12 protein-coding genes are annotated in these 14528 nt (G+C 56.0%); 10 read left to right on the top strand and 2 right to left on the bottom strand.

Translation table 11 applies throughout. The features are described 5' to 3' along the window. Positions 1-45 precede the first annotated feature (45 nt). Positions 46-510: an Lrp/AsnC family transcriptional regulator gene (locus tag AAF465_07725; protein MEM7082608.1), complete on the top strand. Its 465-nt coding sequence runs from the start codon at positions 46-48 to the stop codon at positions 508-510. A 62-nt stretch (positions 511-572) separates the two neighbouring features. On the opposite strand, the gene AAF465_07720 is transcribed toward AAF465_07725, so the two are convergent. Continuing rightward, the gene (locus tag AAF465_07720) at positions 573-2372 is read right to left on the bottom strand and encodes a DUF885 domain-containing protein (protein ID MEM7082607.1); all 1800 of its coding nucleotides are present in this window, start codon (positions 2370-2372) and stop codon (positions 573-575) included. Between the two features lie 276 nt (positions 2373-2648). On the opposite strand from AAF465_07720, the gene gcvT reads away from it, so the two are divergent. From gcvT to AAF465_07695, 5 genes are all read left to right on the top strand, one after another. Beyond that, the gene (gene gcvT / locus AAF465_07715; protein ID MEM7082606.1) at positions 2649-3755 is read left to right on the top strand and encodes a glycine cleavage system aminomethyltransferase GcvT; all 1107 of its coding nucleotides are present in this window, start codon (positions 2649-2651) and stop codon (positions 3753-3755) included. A 26-nt stretch (positions 3756-3781) separates the two neighbouring features. After that, positions 3782-4174, top strand: a complete 393-nt coding sequence (gene gcvH / locus AAF465_07710; GenBank protein ID MEM7082605.1) for a glycine cleavage system protein GcvH — start codon at positions 3782-3784, stop codon at positions 4172-4174. A gap of 38 nt (positions 4175-4212) precedes the next feature. After that, a complete protein-coding gene (tpx, locus tag AAF465_07705; protein MEM7082604.1) occupies positions 4213-4737 on the top strand; it encodes a thiol peroxidase in 525 nt (174 codons plus the stop codon). A gap of 91 nt (positions 4738-4828) precedes the next feature. Further along, entirely contained in the window at positions 4829-5767 is a 939-nt protein-coding gene (locus AAF465_07700; GenBank protein ID MEM7082603.1) for a carbohydrate kinase family protein, read from the top strand. After that, positions 5764-8697: a trypsin-like peptidase domain-containing protein gene (locus AAF465_07695; GenBank protein MEM7082602.1), complete on the top strand. Its 2934-nt coding sequence runs from the start codon at positions 5764-5766 to the stop codon at positions 8695-8697. Before AAF465_07700 ends, AAF465_07695 begins: the two co-directional genes overlap by 4 nt. Before the next feature lie 59 nt (positions 8698-8756). On the opposite strand, the gene AAF465_07690 is transcribed toward AAF465_07695, so the two are convergent. Further along, a complete protein-coding gene (locus AAF465_07690; protein MEM7082601.1) occupies positions 8757-10817 on the bottom strand; it encodes a thioredoxin domain-containing protein in 2061 nt (686 codons plus the stop codon). Between the two features lie 125 nt (positions 10818-10942). On the opposite strand from AAF465_07690, the gene lgt reads away from it, so the two are divergent. Genes lgt through AAF465_07670 form a run of 4 tightly spaced genes read left to right on the top strand, consistent with a single transcriptional unit; the run spans position 10943 to position 14182 of the window. Then, complete coding sequence (gene lgt, locus AAF465_07685) at positions 10943-11755, top strand: prolipoprotein diacylglyceryl transferase (protein MEM7082600.1); 813 nt, start codon at positions 10943-10945, stop codon at positions 11753-11755. Next, entirely contained in the window at positions 11752-12546 is a 795-nt protein-coding gene (gene thyA, locus AAF465_07680) for a thymidylate synthase (protein ID MEM7082599.1), read from the top strand. The genes lgt and thyA overlap by 4 nt, the downstream gene beginning before the upstream one ends. Next, positions 12543-13067, top strand: a complete 525-nt coding sequence (locus AAF465_07675) for a dihydrofolate reductase (protein ID MEM7082598.1) — start codon at positions 12543-12545, stop codon at positions 13065-13067. Before thyA ends, AAF465_07675 begins: the two co-directional genes overlap by 4 nt. Then, positions 13064-14182, top strand: coding sequence for an enolase C-terminal domain-like protein (locus tag AAF465_07670; protein MEM7082597.1), 1119 nt, complete (start codon positions 13064-13066; stop codon positions 14180-14182). Before AAF465_07675 ends, AAF465_07670 begins: the two co-directional genes overlap by 4 nt. Positions 14183-14528: the final 346 nt, after the last annotated feature.

The following is a 14528-nucleotide window of genomic DNA, read 5'->3' as shown; positions in this document are numbered from 1 at the left end:
GCAATAAAGTAGCAATAATTTTAATATTAGTAGAAGGATATTCTAATGGAGCTTGCGCTCGATGCACTGGACATCAAGATTCTCGAGGCGCTGCAAGCCGATGCTCGGCTTACCAATCAAAAGTTGGCTGAGCAGGTCGGGTTGTCACCGTCGCCGTGTTGGAGAAGGGTAAAAAGACTTGAGGAACAGGGGGTTATTGATCGCTATGTGACCGTGCTCGACGCGGATCCGCTCGGTCTACACGTGACCGCTTTTTTGATGGTGAGTCTGGAAGATCACCACGCCGATACCGTGGCGAAGTTTGATCAGCTGGTTACCGAATTGCCCAATATTCAGGAGTGCTACGCGACGAGTGGTATGGCCGATTATCTGCTCAAAATAGTCGTGCGGAACATGCGCGATTATGAAGAGCTGCTCATTGGCAACCTGCTTCAAGTGACGGGTGTGCGTACGGCGAACACCAGTTTTGTGCTGAAAGAACGAAAACGCACCACCGCACTGCCGCTGTAAAAAAACGGGCCGGTTTCGGCCCGTTTATGACGCATACCGGATCGGTCCCGGTCGACTGTGCGCTAGCGCGACGCCTCCTCGATCCAGGCGTCCACGTTTTTCTCAAGCTCAGACAACGGAATGGCGCCGCTCCCTAACACGACCTTGTGAAAGGCTTTAATATCGAAGCGGTCTCCCAGCGTGGTCTCGCCTCGCGCGCGAAGCTCTTTGATCTTGAGCTCACCAATTTTGTAAGCCAGCGCCTGTCCCGGCCAGGCGATATAGCGATCGATCTCGTTCACAATGTCGTATTCCGCTTTCGCCGCATTGTCTTTAAAAAACGCAATCGCTTGGTCGCGCGTCCAGCCTTTGTGATGCATGCCAGTGTCCACCACCAAGCGCACGGCACGCCACATTTCGTAGGTCAACTGCCCAAACTTCGAGTAGGGATCTTTGTATAGTCCCAGCTCTTCGCCCAAGCTTTCGCTATACAGGCCCCAGCCTTCGACAAACGCTGTATACCCTCCAAATCGACGGAACATAGGTAAATCGCCAAGTTCTTGGGCAAGCGCGATCTGCAGATGATGGCCGGGCATTGCTTCGTGTACCGTCAGCACCTCAATTTCGTACTTGGGTCGAACTTCAGGTCGATACAGATTGACAAAGTAATAGCCCGCTCGGCTGCCGTCCGCAGCGGGACTGGAGTAGTAGGCGGTGGTGGTGTCCGGCGCAATCGCATCGGGGATTTTCTTCAGCCCGTAGGGCATGCGTGGCAAATCGCTGAACAACTTGACCAGTTCGGGATCGATGCGCTTGCTTGTCGCTAAGTAGTCTTGCATCAGCGCTTCGGGTGTTTCGTGGTAGAACTGAGGATCGGTGCGCAAAAAGGTCAAAAAATCAGCGAAGCTGCCGTCAAACTCCAGGCTCTCGATGATCTTCATCATCTCACCGCGTATCCGCGTGACTTCACTTAAACCGATTTCATGCACTTCGTCCGGCGTTAGATTGGTGGTCGTGTAGTTTTTTACTTCCTGTGTGTAAAACGCGCGACCCTTAGGCGAATCCCAGACGCCGACCGTTTCGCGCGTGGCGGGTAAATACTGGTTGTCGACAAAATCCGCCATGCGCTCGTAGGCCGGCACGACGACGGTAGCGATGGCGTCTTTACCACGCGATGTCAGTGCCGCAAACGTTTCCTCGTCGATGCTGTCGGGTCGCTGATTGAAAGGAGAATAAAACGGACTCTCTTCCGCAGTTTTTATTTGCGATTGAATTTGTGCAGGTAGACGTTCCATGATGATGCGCGGGTGCACCATACCTTCTTCAATACCTTGCCGCATCAGATCGAGCGTTTGGTCCATATAGGTACCAAAGGCGTTGAGCCGGGCAATCCAGTCTTCGTAATGCTGCACCGTTCGAAACGGAATTCGATTGGCGATGCCATTGGCGGACTGAATACCGCCGCGCTGATTCAGTGGAATGAGAAAGCGGCGATATTGATAGTCGTCGGCGGCTTCTTCATACGTCTGCTTGAACAGAGTGTAGTTAAGCTGATCATCACTTGAGAGCGAGGCGACATCGATCGTGTCGAGCTTGTCGAGAATGGCCATCACGTCAGTGTGTTGCTGCGCACGAGCGGCGGCCGAAACATCCGGCCAGCGATCGTTGAAGCGCATATCACCAAGACCCGACGCCCATGTCGGATTATCGCGCATAACGTGTTCCCAGGCATCGTCGAAAAGGGCATGAAGTTTTGCGCCCTCCAGGTCCTGATCGTTGGCGACGGACAGATCGTTGTCGACGGTGGTGGCACAACCTGCCATTAGAAAGACAGCCAGGATCGGTGCCAGGCGTTTGATCACGAGCGTGGTATCAGGCGTCATGGTGCAACCTCGGGAATGACGAAGTAGACCGAAATTGTCACCGTTCGTCCCAATGTGTGCAAGCCAGCTGCGACGGTCCGCATGTGGGGGCCGCGCCAGGCGTCTCCGATCCGACGAAGGGCCGCGCGCGCGGCCACTGCGAATCTGCCCTCTGTGGCGCGTTTTCGGTTGGGACCGATAGCGGGTTGGGCTATCATTGCGTGGCGCGAACACGCGATGCAGCATTCGGGTGCGACCGGGATGCGGACTTTCACAGTGTGAGGACGACACAACACCATGCTCAAACGCACACCTTTATTCGAGGCGCACGAACAGGCCGGGGCCAAACTCGTCGACTTTGGTGGTTGGGAAATGCCGCTGCACTATGGCTCTCAGCTCGCCGAGCACGAAGCGGTACGCACCGCGTGCGGGGTGTTCGATGCGTCGCACATGACGGTGATCGACGTTACTGGCGCCCACGCTGCCGACTATTTGCGAGTGCTATTGGCCAACGACATCGATAAGCTTGTTGACGAGGGGCAGGCCCTGTACACCTGCATGCTCAATCATGCCGGCGGGGTGGTGGACGACCTGATCGTGTACTTCCGAGCGGAAAAGGGCTATCGGCTGGTGGTTAATGCCTCGACACGTGAGCAGGATCTGGCGTGGATGAACGATTGCGTGGGTGACTTTGATGTGGCCTTGAATGAGCAAGCCGATCTGGCGCTCATTGCGGTGCAAGGGCCTCAGGCTAAGGCGGTCTTCGAGCGTGTGGCAAAGGCCTACGATCTCCATGGACTGTTCGACAAAGTGGCGCCACTAACGCGTTTCTCGGCCTGCGAACATCACAGCGTTTATGTGGGCCGCACCGGCTACACGGGCGAGGACGGGTATGAAATTATGATGCCCGCCGAACATGCGCCGATGACGTGGACTGCCTTCACCTCGCAGGGCGCTCAGCCCTGTGGATTGGGCAGCCGTGACACGCTGCGAATTGAGGCAGGCTTGAATCTCTATGGCACGGACATGGACCAGTCGATCTCACCATTAGAAGCGGGGCTCGCGTGGACCGTGGACTTTGGCCGGCCCGAGCGCCAATTCAATGGGCGTCAAGCGCTCGAGCGTCAGCGTGAGAACGGCGGCTTACCGCGTTGGTGCGGGGTCGTGTTGGCGGACAAAGGGGTGATTCGAGGTGGGTATCAAGTCGCCACCGAGGGGGGTGCGACGGGCGTGATTACCAGCGGTACATTTTCACCGACCCTCAATCGGGCGGTCGGCTTCGTACGCTTGTCGGCAACCGATGAGAGTGATTGCACCATCGACATTCGCGGCCGACACCACCCGGCGGGGCTTCGGTCCCTGCCGTTCGTTCGAAGTGGTACAATCCGCGTCGATCTTCCCTAAATAAAACCAATCCAGGCGGAGGCACCATGAGCGATATTCCGAGCGAGTTGAAATACACTAAAGAACACGAATGGGTTCGCACCAACGATGACGGCAATCTGGTGGTTGGTATCACCGATCATGCTCAGGCGGAACTCGGCGAGATCGTGTTTGTGGAGATGCCTGAAGTGGATGCGGACTTTGCGGCCAATGATGAGTTCATGGTGGTGGAGTCGGTGAAGGCCGCCTCCGAAGTGTACTGCCCGGTTGGTGGCACGGTGATTGAAATCAATGAAGAACTCGAGGGCGCGCCGGAGCTGGTGAACAGTTCGCCGTATGAAAGCGGCTGGCTAGTGGTGATCAAACCCAATGACATGGCGGAAGTAGACGACTTTATGGACGCTGATGGCTACGCGGAATTTTTAGAAGAAAGCGACTAGCCGCGCCGCCGCCCTATTCCTCGAACAAGAGAGACACGATGAGCCAGGTCACACTGAAAGGTAATCCCGTCAACGTGGTAGGCAAGATGCCCGAAATCGGTAGTCGGGCACCCGAACTCAGACTGACGAATACAGAGCTGCGTGATGTCGGGCTTACAGAATGGTCGGGTAAACGCAAACTGCTCAGTATTTTTCCTAGCATCGATACGGGCGTGTGTGCGCTATCAACACGGACCTTTAACGACTATGCACGCGAGAACGACGACATCGTGATGCTCATGATCTCCGGTGATTTGCCCTTCGCACACGAGCGTTTTTGCGGTACCGAAGACATTCAAAACGTCATTCCTCTATCGACGATGCGCAACCAAAATTTTGCCAAGGACTATGGTGTGCTAATGGAGGACGGCCCGCTCGAGGGGCTCACAGCGCGAGCGATTGTGGTGCTCGATGAACACAACACGGTTGTGCATACAGAGCTTGTCGACGAAATTTCCGCCGAACCTAACTATCAGGCTGCGCTACGGGCGCTAGGCATCACGGTCAGCGCATCGGAAACCTAACGGTCGTCGTTCGACTTAGGTTTCACGCCGAACTGACGTTCAGTAAATCAGGCTGTGCAGCCGTGCACGGTCATTAATCGGGAGTATTCACATGGCAGCATTGGTCTGCGGCTCAATGGCGTACGACACTATTATGGTGTTTGAGGGCAAGTTCACCGACCACATTCTCGCCGACAAAATTCATATGTTAAATGTTTCGTTCCTTGTGCCGAATATGAGACGTGAGTTCGGGGGATGTGCCGGCAACATTGTGTATAACATGCATCTACTTGGCGTCGAAGGACACGCAATGGGTGTAGTGGGCCACGATTTTGGTCCCTATCGGGACTGGATGAAGAAATTTTCACTGAGTGAACGCCATGTGTTGGAGCTCGGTGACGAATTTACCGCGCAGGCCTATATCACAACCGATCTAGACGACAATCAGATCACTGCCTTTCACCCTGGCGCAATGAATCAATCCGCGACTGTGCATGTACCGAACGATGGGTCCATTTCGGTTGGCATTGTGGCACCCGATGGACGCGATGGCATGATTCAACATGCCCGCGAGTTCAAGGAAGCCGGCATTCCCTTTATCTTTGACCCCGGCCAGGCCTTGCCGCTTTTTGATAGCGATGACCTCAAGCGGTTTATCGAACAAGCGACTTGGGTCACGGTCAATGATTACGAAATGCAGCTAGTGCAGGAGCGCACCGGATGGTCACCTGGCGAGCTTGCCGACAAAGTGGATGCGCTGATTGTCACGCGTGGATCGAAAGGATCGCACATTTACACGGGCGGCCGCCGTATCGAAATTCCGACTGCCAAGGTTGCTGCGATCTCTGATCCCACGGGTTGTGGGGATGCCTACCGGGCTGGACTGTTATACGGCATCATGCGGGAACTTGATTGGGAGCGCACCGGTCGAATCGCATCGTTACTCGGTGCAATAAAGATCGAGAAACATGGCACGCAAAACCATTATTTCACACAGTCAGAGTTTGCCGAGCGCTATCTCGATAGCTTTGGTGAGGAGATTGATATTTGATTAGCTCGCCGCAGTGTATTCACGTCGGCCGACGGCGACAGCGTTTTGCGCCTGGACGCCACTGGCTGACCGTGCTGCTTGCCGTCGGTGTTCTCGCCGCACCGGTTACTCGGGGCGACACCGATGTTACGCAGTGGAGCCAAACGCTTGAGAAGATTTCGTCGGGTGTGGTGTCGATCCGGGTGGACGTCACTCGCGCGTTCGACACCGAATGGAGTCAATCCACCCAAGCGACCGGCTTTGTGGTGGACGCCAAACGCGGCCTGATCTTGACCAACCGCCATGTGGTAACGGCCAGTCCAGTGGTGGCGCAAGCGGTGTTTCTGAATCACGAAGAAGTCGAATTGCTACCGGTGTATCGAGATCCGGTGCACGACTTTGGGTTTTATCGATACGACCCTGAGCAGCTTCGGTATATTGAACCCTATGAGTTCACGCTCAAAAAAGAGAACGCACGGATCGGCCGCGAAATTCGGGTAGTGGGTAACGACGCTGGTGAGCAATTGTCGATACTGGCGGGCACCATTGCCAAGCTCGACCGCGAGGCACCCGATTACGGCGCCGGAAAATACAACGACTTCAATACGTTTTATTTACAAGCCGCGTCCGGCACGTCAGGTGGCTCCTCTGGATCACCGGTTATCGATATTAATGGGGACGTTGTGGCGCTAAATGCGGGCGCGAACTCCGCGGCCGCGAGCAGTTTCTTTTTGCCCCTCGACCGCATCGAACGGGCGCTCGCGTTGCTACAGGCCGATGAGCCGATTACCCGCGGAACGCTGCAGACGGTTTTTGTACACAAACCGTTTGATGAGCTTCGCCGGCTCGGTCTGTCGGATAACAGTGAGCGTTTGGCCCGGCAGCTTGACCATCATTACAATGGCATGCTCGTAGTGGATCAGGTTGTGCCCGGCGCACTGGCGGCGGACGTCTTACAGTCGGGCGATATTCTGCTTGAGCTTAACGGCGAACCACTCGCATCGTTTATTCCGCTCGAAAAAGTGCTTGACGCGGAAGTGGGCAACGACGTGACGCTCACGATGGAACGTGGCGGTGAGACACTCACGCACACGATTAGAGTGCAAGATCTGCACGCCATATCCCCCAGTGAGTTTATTCAAGTGGGTGACGCGATTCTCCATCGGTTGTCGTATCAGCAGGCGCGACACTTCAATATGCCGCCCGAGGGTGTTTATGTGGCGGACCCCGGCTACATCTTTTCCACTGCGGCCATCCCACGTGCGGCGGTGATCACCGAAGTTGATGGCGAGCCAACGCCCGATGTGGATGCGTTGGGCGATGTGCTGGCGCAGCTGGCCGATGGCGACCGCGCACAGGTGCGTTACTACACCTACGCCGATCCGGCCAATAGTGTTGTGGGCGTAGTGCGCATGGATCGTAAGTGGTTTCCCGCCGCGCACTGTGTGCGCAATGATTCATTGGGCTTTTGGCCTTGCCAAGCGCTCGACCCGGGGCCAGCCAACAGTCAACCGGTTTCTGCCGCCTCCGCGACCTTTCCTGAGAGTGACGATGCCCGAGCAGAACGGCTTGCGCCGAGCCTTGTGCGGGTGAACTTCGATATGCCGTACACCGCTTCGGGAGTCGGCGATCTGCATTATCATGGCACCGGCGTTATTGTCGACGCCGAACGAGGGCTGGTGGTGGTTGACCGCAACACCGTGCCGGTCGCGCTGGGGGATGTCAAAATCACGGTGGCCGGCTCCATCGAGATTCCAGCACGCGTTCGCTATATTCATCCGCTGCATAACCTGTCGGTTATCTCATACGACCCGGATTTACTTGGGGACACGCCTGTCAAGGCTGCGACGTTTGATGTGCGGCCGGTTAAACCCGGCGACAAGCTGTGGGTGGTTGGCTTGAAGATTGACGACAGTGTGCGCAGTGTTGCGACGGAAGTCGCATCGCTCGACCCGGTGTCGTTTCCGTTGTCTCGCACCTTTCGGTTTCGCGACACCAATCTTGAAACCGTATCAGTCGTCAATGCCGCCAACAATGTCGATGGCGTATTGGCCGACAAACGGGGGCGTGTTGTGTCGCTTTGGTCCAGTTTTGCGTATCAGGGCGGACAATCGATCAGTCAGACCAATATGGGCGTGCCGGCCGAAGTGGTGGTGGATCTGGTTGATCACGTGGTCACTGGCGAACCGATTTATTCGCTTGAGGCCGAGTTTGTCAAGATTCCTCTGTCGGCTGCACGTCGACTCGATTTGCCCGATGACTGGGTATCCAAGCTGGAGGGGCACAATCCTCAAAAACGTCAGGTGCTCAAGGTGCAGCGTACGGTAGCCGGATCGGATGCTTCGCGCTTACTGCGCCCGGGCGATCTGATACTTTCGGTCAATGGCAAGATCGTCAATCAGTTTCGCGAAGTGGAGAAAGCCACGCAACGGCCGAGCGTCTCGGTCAGTATCTGGCGAGGGGATGACGTGATGCGCTTCGATGTGCAAACCGCGACGCCAGATACGATCGGCATTCAGAGGGCGTTGCTCTGGGCGGGTGCGTTACTGCAAGAGCCGCATCGAGCGCTTGCCGCGCAGCGCGGTATCGAACCCGACGGCGTCTACGTGGCGTACTTTTCGTATGGATCGCCGTCCACGCGCTACGGTTTATGGGGTGGTCGACGTATCACCGCGGTTGATGGCATGCGTATTGAAAACCTTGACAGCTTCATCGATGCGATTGAGGACAAACAGGACCGCGATTCTGTGCGGCTCAAGACCGTCACTTGGAACAATGTGGTCGAGGTGATCACTCTCAAGCTCGACCACAAATATTGGCCAACGTTTGAGGTCTTTTTTGATGGCGAAACGTGGCAGCGACGACCGTTGAGTGCGGATGCGATGATGCCCGAGGATCGCGTCGTGCGGCAAAAAGAAGGCGGTGATACTACAGCGGGCGGGGCGCCCTGATCGCCACTGACCGTTGGGCTAATCCACTGTGCGCGCGAACTCGCCATCACCACGGGCACTCACCCGAGTTTTTTCACGGCTTGAGCAAGCGTCGCTGGTGATGTAATGGGCGCACTGCAGTGTGTGCCTTCACAAATGTAGGCGACGCCCCCGTCGCGAGCAACGCGCACGCCGATGGCCTCGGGCAAGTTGTCAGCGTCATCCGGAATACCAAAACACAATCGACCCGGTGCGTAGGTGGATTGCACGACCGGCAACCATTGAGCAAGTTCGGACTTCGGTGCGCGAACAATTACACAGGTTACTGGCGTGAGGTGCTCATCCAGCGCGTCGAGAAGCGTGCAATGCCCGTGCGGCACACTGTTGATCGTCGACCAGGCCAGTCGAATAGTGCGCTCGGCTGCTTCGAGGTAACGCGTGTCGGCCAGCATATGACCGAGTCGGTTGAGCGCTTTGGCCGCCACGCCATTGCCGTTTGGAATGGCTTCATCCGCGAACGGTTTCATTCGGTGAATGAGCGTCTCGTGATCATCCGCCGTAAAGAAAAAACCACCATCCAGCGTATCGTAGAATTGTTCAAGCATGGCGTCGGCTAGTTCAACCGCGAAATGTAGCCACGAGGAACGCCAGTTTAGCTGCAAGAGTTCGAGGACGGCATCGAGCAAAAACGCGTAGTCATTGAGGTAGCCACCCAGCGACGGTGAGCCGTCGCTTGAACTTGCGAACAATCGCCCATCCTGCCAGTGCGTCGCGCGCAAAAAGTCGAGTGCATCGGCGGCCGCTTGGCCAAGATCATCGCGCTCCAAATGGCGCGACGCCAGGGCAAGGCCACGAATCGCAAGCGCATTCGACGCGGTGAGACTCTTCGTGTCGCAAAAAGGCGCCTGACGTTGATGGCGTTGATCGAACAGTAACGCCCGGGCGGCGGTCAATTGGTTGCGTAGGTCAGCTGGTGTCTGGTCTAACTCGTTGCTGAGTTGATCGATACTCCGATTGAGATACAAATGCCATGTACCCTCAAAATTGGCATCGTGGTCGAGACCGAAACGCTTGGCAAACACCGTGTAATCGAGTTCGTTGTCCGCCAACGCAATTCGGACGTCTTCGGCGTCCCACGTGTAAAACGCGCCCTCTCGACCATCGGAATCGGCGTCTAGCGCGGTAAAGAAACCACCTCGTGCCGACCGCATTTCTCGCAGCATCCAATCGGCGGTTTCGTGTGCGACTCGGCCGAACAGCCCTTCCCCGGTGGCGCGCCAAGCCTCGCTGTACAAGGCGAGCAGCAACGCACTGTCGTTGAGCATCTTCTCAAAATGGGGAATGCGCCAGGCGTCGTCCACCGCGTAGCGGAAGAATCCGCCGCCAAGCTGATCGTAAAGGCCTCCGCGTGCCATTTGAGTGAGCGTTTGGGTGGCGGCAAAAAGGCTCTGCAAGTCGGGTTTCGGCTCAAAGGCGCTGCGACGCCAAGTCCGCAAGAGGCGCTCGAGGCACGGCGTTTGCGGAAATTTTGGGGCCTGACCGAAACCGCCTTTTTGCGCATCAAACACGCCCAGCAGCGCTCGCGATGCACCGTGTAGGGGCGCGGCAGTGAGCTCAAATTCCCCCTCAGGCTGTGGACTCGAATCGCGAAAGACCTGCATAAGCGAGGCATTCTGTTCGTCAAGTTGCTCGCGCTGTTCATGATAGAACGCGGCCACGCGCTCGAGCAGCTGGGCAAAACCCGGTAGTCCGTGTGCGGGTTTAGGCGGAAAGTAGGTGCCCCCAAAAAACGGCATGTGAGAGGGCGTCAGGAACATGGTGAGTGGCCAGCCGCCGTTGCGTTGCGTAAGCATCTGATGCGCCAACTGATAGATCTGATCAAGATCGGGGCGCTCCTCACGATCGACTTTAATATTGATAAAGTGCTCATTCATCACCGCCGCGATGTCGGGATCGTCGAATGACTCGTGTGCCATGACGTGACACCAATGGCACGCCGAATAGCCGATTGAGAGCAGAATGGGTTTATCCAGCTGTACAGCTAGATCCAGCGCCTGGGGATCCCAGGGTTGCCAATGCACGGGATTATCCGCGTGCTGAAGTAGGTACGGACTGGTTTGTTCGCGAAGGCGGTTTTGCATGTTTGGATCGGAGGTTTGAGCGAGTCCGAACTATAGCAAACCCGCTTCGATCCAGCGACGCGCAATCGCTGGTTCACCGCAACTTTTCCACGCGCTATTGCGGTCACAGTGCTACACTTTGCACCATGGAATTTCCAAATTTCGACCCAAATATTTTCAGTATTGGGCGCTTTGCTATTCGCTGGTACAGCCTCATGTATGTGATCGGCTTCGCGACCGCATGGTGGCTGTTGATACGGCGCGCCGGCCGCACCGACCAAGCCCAATCGTTTCGGTCGTGGAAACGTGCAGACATTGAAGATTTGATTTTCTTTGCGGCGCTCGGCGTGATCATAGGTGGCCGCATCGGCTATGTCTTTTTCTACGCGTTTGATCGGTTCATCGATAGCCCGATTTATCTCTTCAAGATTTATGAAGGCGGCATGTCGTTTCACGGCGGCCTCATCGGCGTCATTCTGGGCATGGCCTATTTTGCCTTGTCACGCGGACGCCACTGGCTTGACGTGACTGACTTTTTGGCGCCGGCGGCACCACTGGGTCTGTTTTTTGGTCGAGTGGGTAACTTCATCAATGGCGAGCTGTGGGGCAAACCTACTGACTTACCCTGGGGCTTTATCGTTGAGGGCGTCAAACGCCATCCCTCTCAGCTGTACGAGGGCATTCTTGAGGGGCTGGTGTTGTTTGTCGTGCTGTGGTGGTTCAGCCGTTCCACGCGACCACGAATGGCGGTGTCCGGGTTATTCTTGCTTGGCTACGGGGCATTTCGATTTCTGGTGGAGTTTGTGCGTCTACCCGACGCGGACAAAGGCTATCTGCTCTTCGACTGGGTGACCATGGGTCAGATCTTGTCGACGCCTATGATTCTGATTGGGCTACTGCTGCTGGTGTTGGCTTATCGACAAAACGTGATTGGTGGTGAGGTGAAACGAATTAAATGAATCAGTACCTGAAGTTAGTTCAGCACATTTTGGAATCGGGCAGCGTAAAGACCGACCGCACGGGCACAGGCACGCGCAGCGTGTTTGGCCATCAAATGCGTTTTGATCTCGACCAAGGTTTTCCACTCGTCACCACCAAGAAACTGCACATTCGATCAATCATTTATGAACTACTGTGGTTTTTAAACGGCGACACCAATATTCGCTATCTGAACGACAATGGCGTAACCATCTGGGATGAATGGGCAGACGAACAAGGTGATCTCGGTCCCGTTTATGGCGCGCAGTGGCGTTCGTGGCCGGCCCGGGATGGTGGCACGATTGATCAAATTAGTGCGGTGGTCGAGCAGCTTAAAACGCAACCTGATTCTCGACGGATCATTGTCAACGCGTGGAATGTCGCCGATCTGGATCGTATGGCATTGTCGCCGTGTCACACCTTATTTCAGTTTTACGTGGCAGACGACAAACTGTCGTGCCAGCTTTATCAACGCAGTGCCGACGTTTTTTTGGGGGTCCCGTTTAACATCGCATCCTACGCGTTGCTCACGCACATGATGGCACAGCAGTGTGATTTGTCGCCGGGTGATTTTGTCTGGACGGGCGGCGATTGTCATTTGTATTCCAATCACTTCGAACAGGCGCGACTGCAGCTTGAACGAACGCCGTTGACACTGCCGAAGCTGGTATTGCGTCGCCATCCTTCTTCATTGTTCGACTATGAATATGACGATTTCGATATCGTCGGCTATGAGCATCACGCGCCGATTAAGGCGCCGGTCGCCGTATGACCGCCAGGGTAATGCGCACGGCGGAGCTAGCGGTGATTGTGGCGGTCTCCAAAAATGGCGTAATTGGTCGTAACAACGCGTTGCCATGGCAGTTGCGCGCCGACCTCAAATGGTTCAAACAGGTCACCACGGGTAATACCATTGTCATGGGGCGTAAAACCTATGAGTCGATCGGCCGTCCATTGCCCAATCGAGACAATATTGTGCTTAGTCGTCGCGGCGGCGAGATTGAAGGTTGCCGTGTGTGCCAGACGCTCGATTCGGCGGTGGCGCAGGCGTCGCGCGGTGACGTGTTTGTCATTGGTGGCGCGCAAATTTATCGATACGCCTTACCTATGGCGACTCGATTGTTTCTGACGGTCGTGGACGCGCAGGTAGAGGGCGATACGTGGTTGCCGTTTATCGATTTGGAGGATTGGGAGCGTGTGGCCGTGCAGTCGGTAGAGGCGGACGCCGAGAATGAGTTCGCGTGTGAGCTTCGCGAGTATCGACGTCGGCGAGTCGATTCACCTGCACGATGAAAATCGCGCGAGTGGATGTTTTCCAACGCGAACTATCCTATGCGGGTGGTACGTATACGATTTCCGGCAAGCGCCACTACACGTCGTTCGATGCGACGTTCGTTCGCATCACAACGGACTGTGGCGTGACTGGATGGGGCGAGTCGACGCCATTCGGATCGACGTATATCGCCGAACACGCTGGCGGAGTGCGGGCAGCCCTGCAAATTGTGGCCCCCTCGCTATTGGGACTCGATCCTCGAACACCGCAGATCATCAACGTTGCAATGGACCAGGTGCTTAAGGGGCATCAAGGGGCCAAAGCGGCACTGGATGTCGCGTGTTGGGACATCTTTGGTCAATACGCGGATATGCCCGTGTGCGCGTTATTGGGTGGGTCGACCGGTGAGATCCTACCCCTTATTTCATCGATTCCCAGCGCGGAGCCAGAGGTCATGCGGAAGAGTGTGGCCGCGTTTCGTGAGCAGGGATACCGTGGGCACTCGATAAAAATTGGTCATAGCGAGGCAGAGGGTGGGCCGTTGTTGGATGCCGAATGCGTAAGGGCATGCCTTAGCGACCGGCTTGCAGGAGAGTTTTTTCTGGTAGATGCCAATGGAGGACTGTCGGTTGAACATGCGCTGCGCTTTTTAACGCTGTTGGGTCCGGCGGATATCGTTTTGGAGGCGCCGTGCGCAACGTGGGCTGAGACGCTGCGTCTGAGGCCTCAGTGTCGCGTGCCGATCTTGCTGGATGAACTGATTGTCGATGATGCCGACGTCGCAATGCTGATTCGCCATGACGCGGCAGACGGCGTAGGCCTAAAGATCACCAAAGCGGGCGGTCTCACCGCTGCTCGACGTCAAGTCGATTTGTGTCGTGCCGCAGGTTTGACGCTCAGTGTACAGGATACAGTGGGATCCGATATTGCATTTGCCGCGATCGTCCACTGCGGACAGACCGTACCCAATCGACTGTTGCGTTGCATTCTTGATACGCGCGATATGGTCTCGATCACGACGGCGTCGGTCGATGTCGAACGGTTCGATGATGGGGTGCGCACAGGTACGGCGCCCGGTCTTGGCCTCACGGTGGATGAGGCGGCAATGGGCGAGCCGATCGCGTCGTTTGTGTAACGGGACCGTCTGACCACGGGGCGGATGCGCAACGTGTGGTTGAGTCGATGAGTCACACGCTTAATTCACGCTTGTACAGACAAGAAATTGCGTTGTCGTGTGCCACAGTCAGGTTCGTTTGAGATCACGACAAGCGTTGATCGACCAAATCTAGAATTGGGTGCAGTAACGTTTAACGTGCTGTTCTGGTTATAAAAAGAAGAACAGAACCGATCGGTCCTAAGAGGCTCACCCGCTGTCATTAACGGATTCGTCCGTCGCCGCATTGCGCCGCGGTCGGTTGGTTGCCGTGGTATCAGTATTTTCCCTGAGTTCGTCTTAGAGGCGTTCCATTATTATGTCACGT

The sequence above is a fragment of the Pseudomonadota bacterium genome, from assembly GCA_039028935.1.
Classification (GTDB): domain Bacteria; phylum Pseudomonadota; class Gammaproteobacteria; order Steroidobacterales; family SZUA-146; genus SZUA-146.
Note: the sequence above shows the minus strand (reverse complement) of the source record. Positions and strands in the feature narration are given on the sequence as shown.

Bases quoted from the DNA above. Each gene is read 5' to 3' on its own strand.
- AAF465_07725 (MEM7082608.1), top strand. From the start codon at position 46: ATGGAGCTTGCGCTCGATGCACTGGACATCAAGATTCTCGAGGCGCTG.
- AAF465_07720 (MEM7082607.1), bottom strand. From the start codon at position 2,372: ATGACGCCTGATACCACGCTCGTGATCAAACGCCTGGCACCGATCCTG.
- gcvT (MEM7082606.1), top strand. From the start codon at position 2,649: ATGCTCAAACGCACACCTTTATTCGAGGCGCACGAACAGGCCGGGGCC.
- gcvH (MEM7082605.1), top strand. From the start codon at position 3,782: ATGAGCGATATTCCGAGCGAGTTGAAATACACTAAAGAACACGAATGG.
- tpx (MEM7082604.1), top strand. From the start codon at position 4,213: ATGAGCCAGGTCACACTGAAAGGTAATCCCGTCAACGTGGTAGGCAAG.
- AAF465_07700 (MEM7082603.1), top strand. From the start codon at position 4,829: ATGGCAGCATTGGTCTGCGGCTCAATGGCGTACGACACTATTATGGTG.
- AAF465_07690 (MEM7082601.1), bottom strand. From the start codon at position 10,817: ATGCAAAACCGCCTTCGCGAACAAACCAGTCCGTACCTACTTCAGCAC.
- lgt (MEM7082600.1), top strand. From the start codon at position 10,943: ATGGAATTTCCAAATTTCGACCCAAATATTTTCAGTATTGGGCGCTTT.
- thyA (MEM7082599.1), top strand. From the start codon at position 11,752: ATGAATCAGTACCTGAAGTTAGTTCAGCACATTTTGGAATCGGGCAGC.
- AAF465_07675 (MEM7082598.1), top strand. From the start codon at position 12,543: ATGACCGCCAGGGTAATGCGCACGGCGGAGCTAGCGGTGATTGTGGCG.
- AAF465_07670 (MEM7082597.1), top strand. From the start codon at position 13,064: ATGAAAATCGCGCGAGTGGATGTTTTCCAACGCGAACTATCCTATGCG.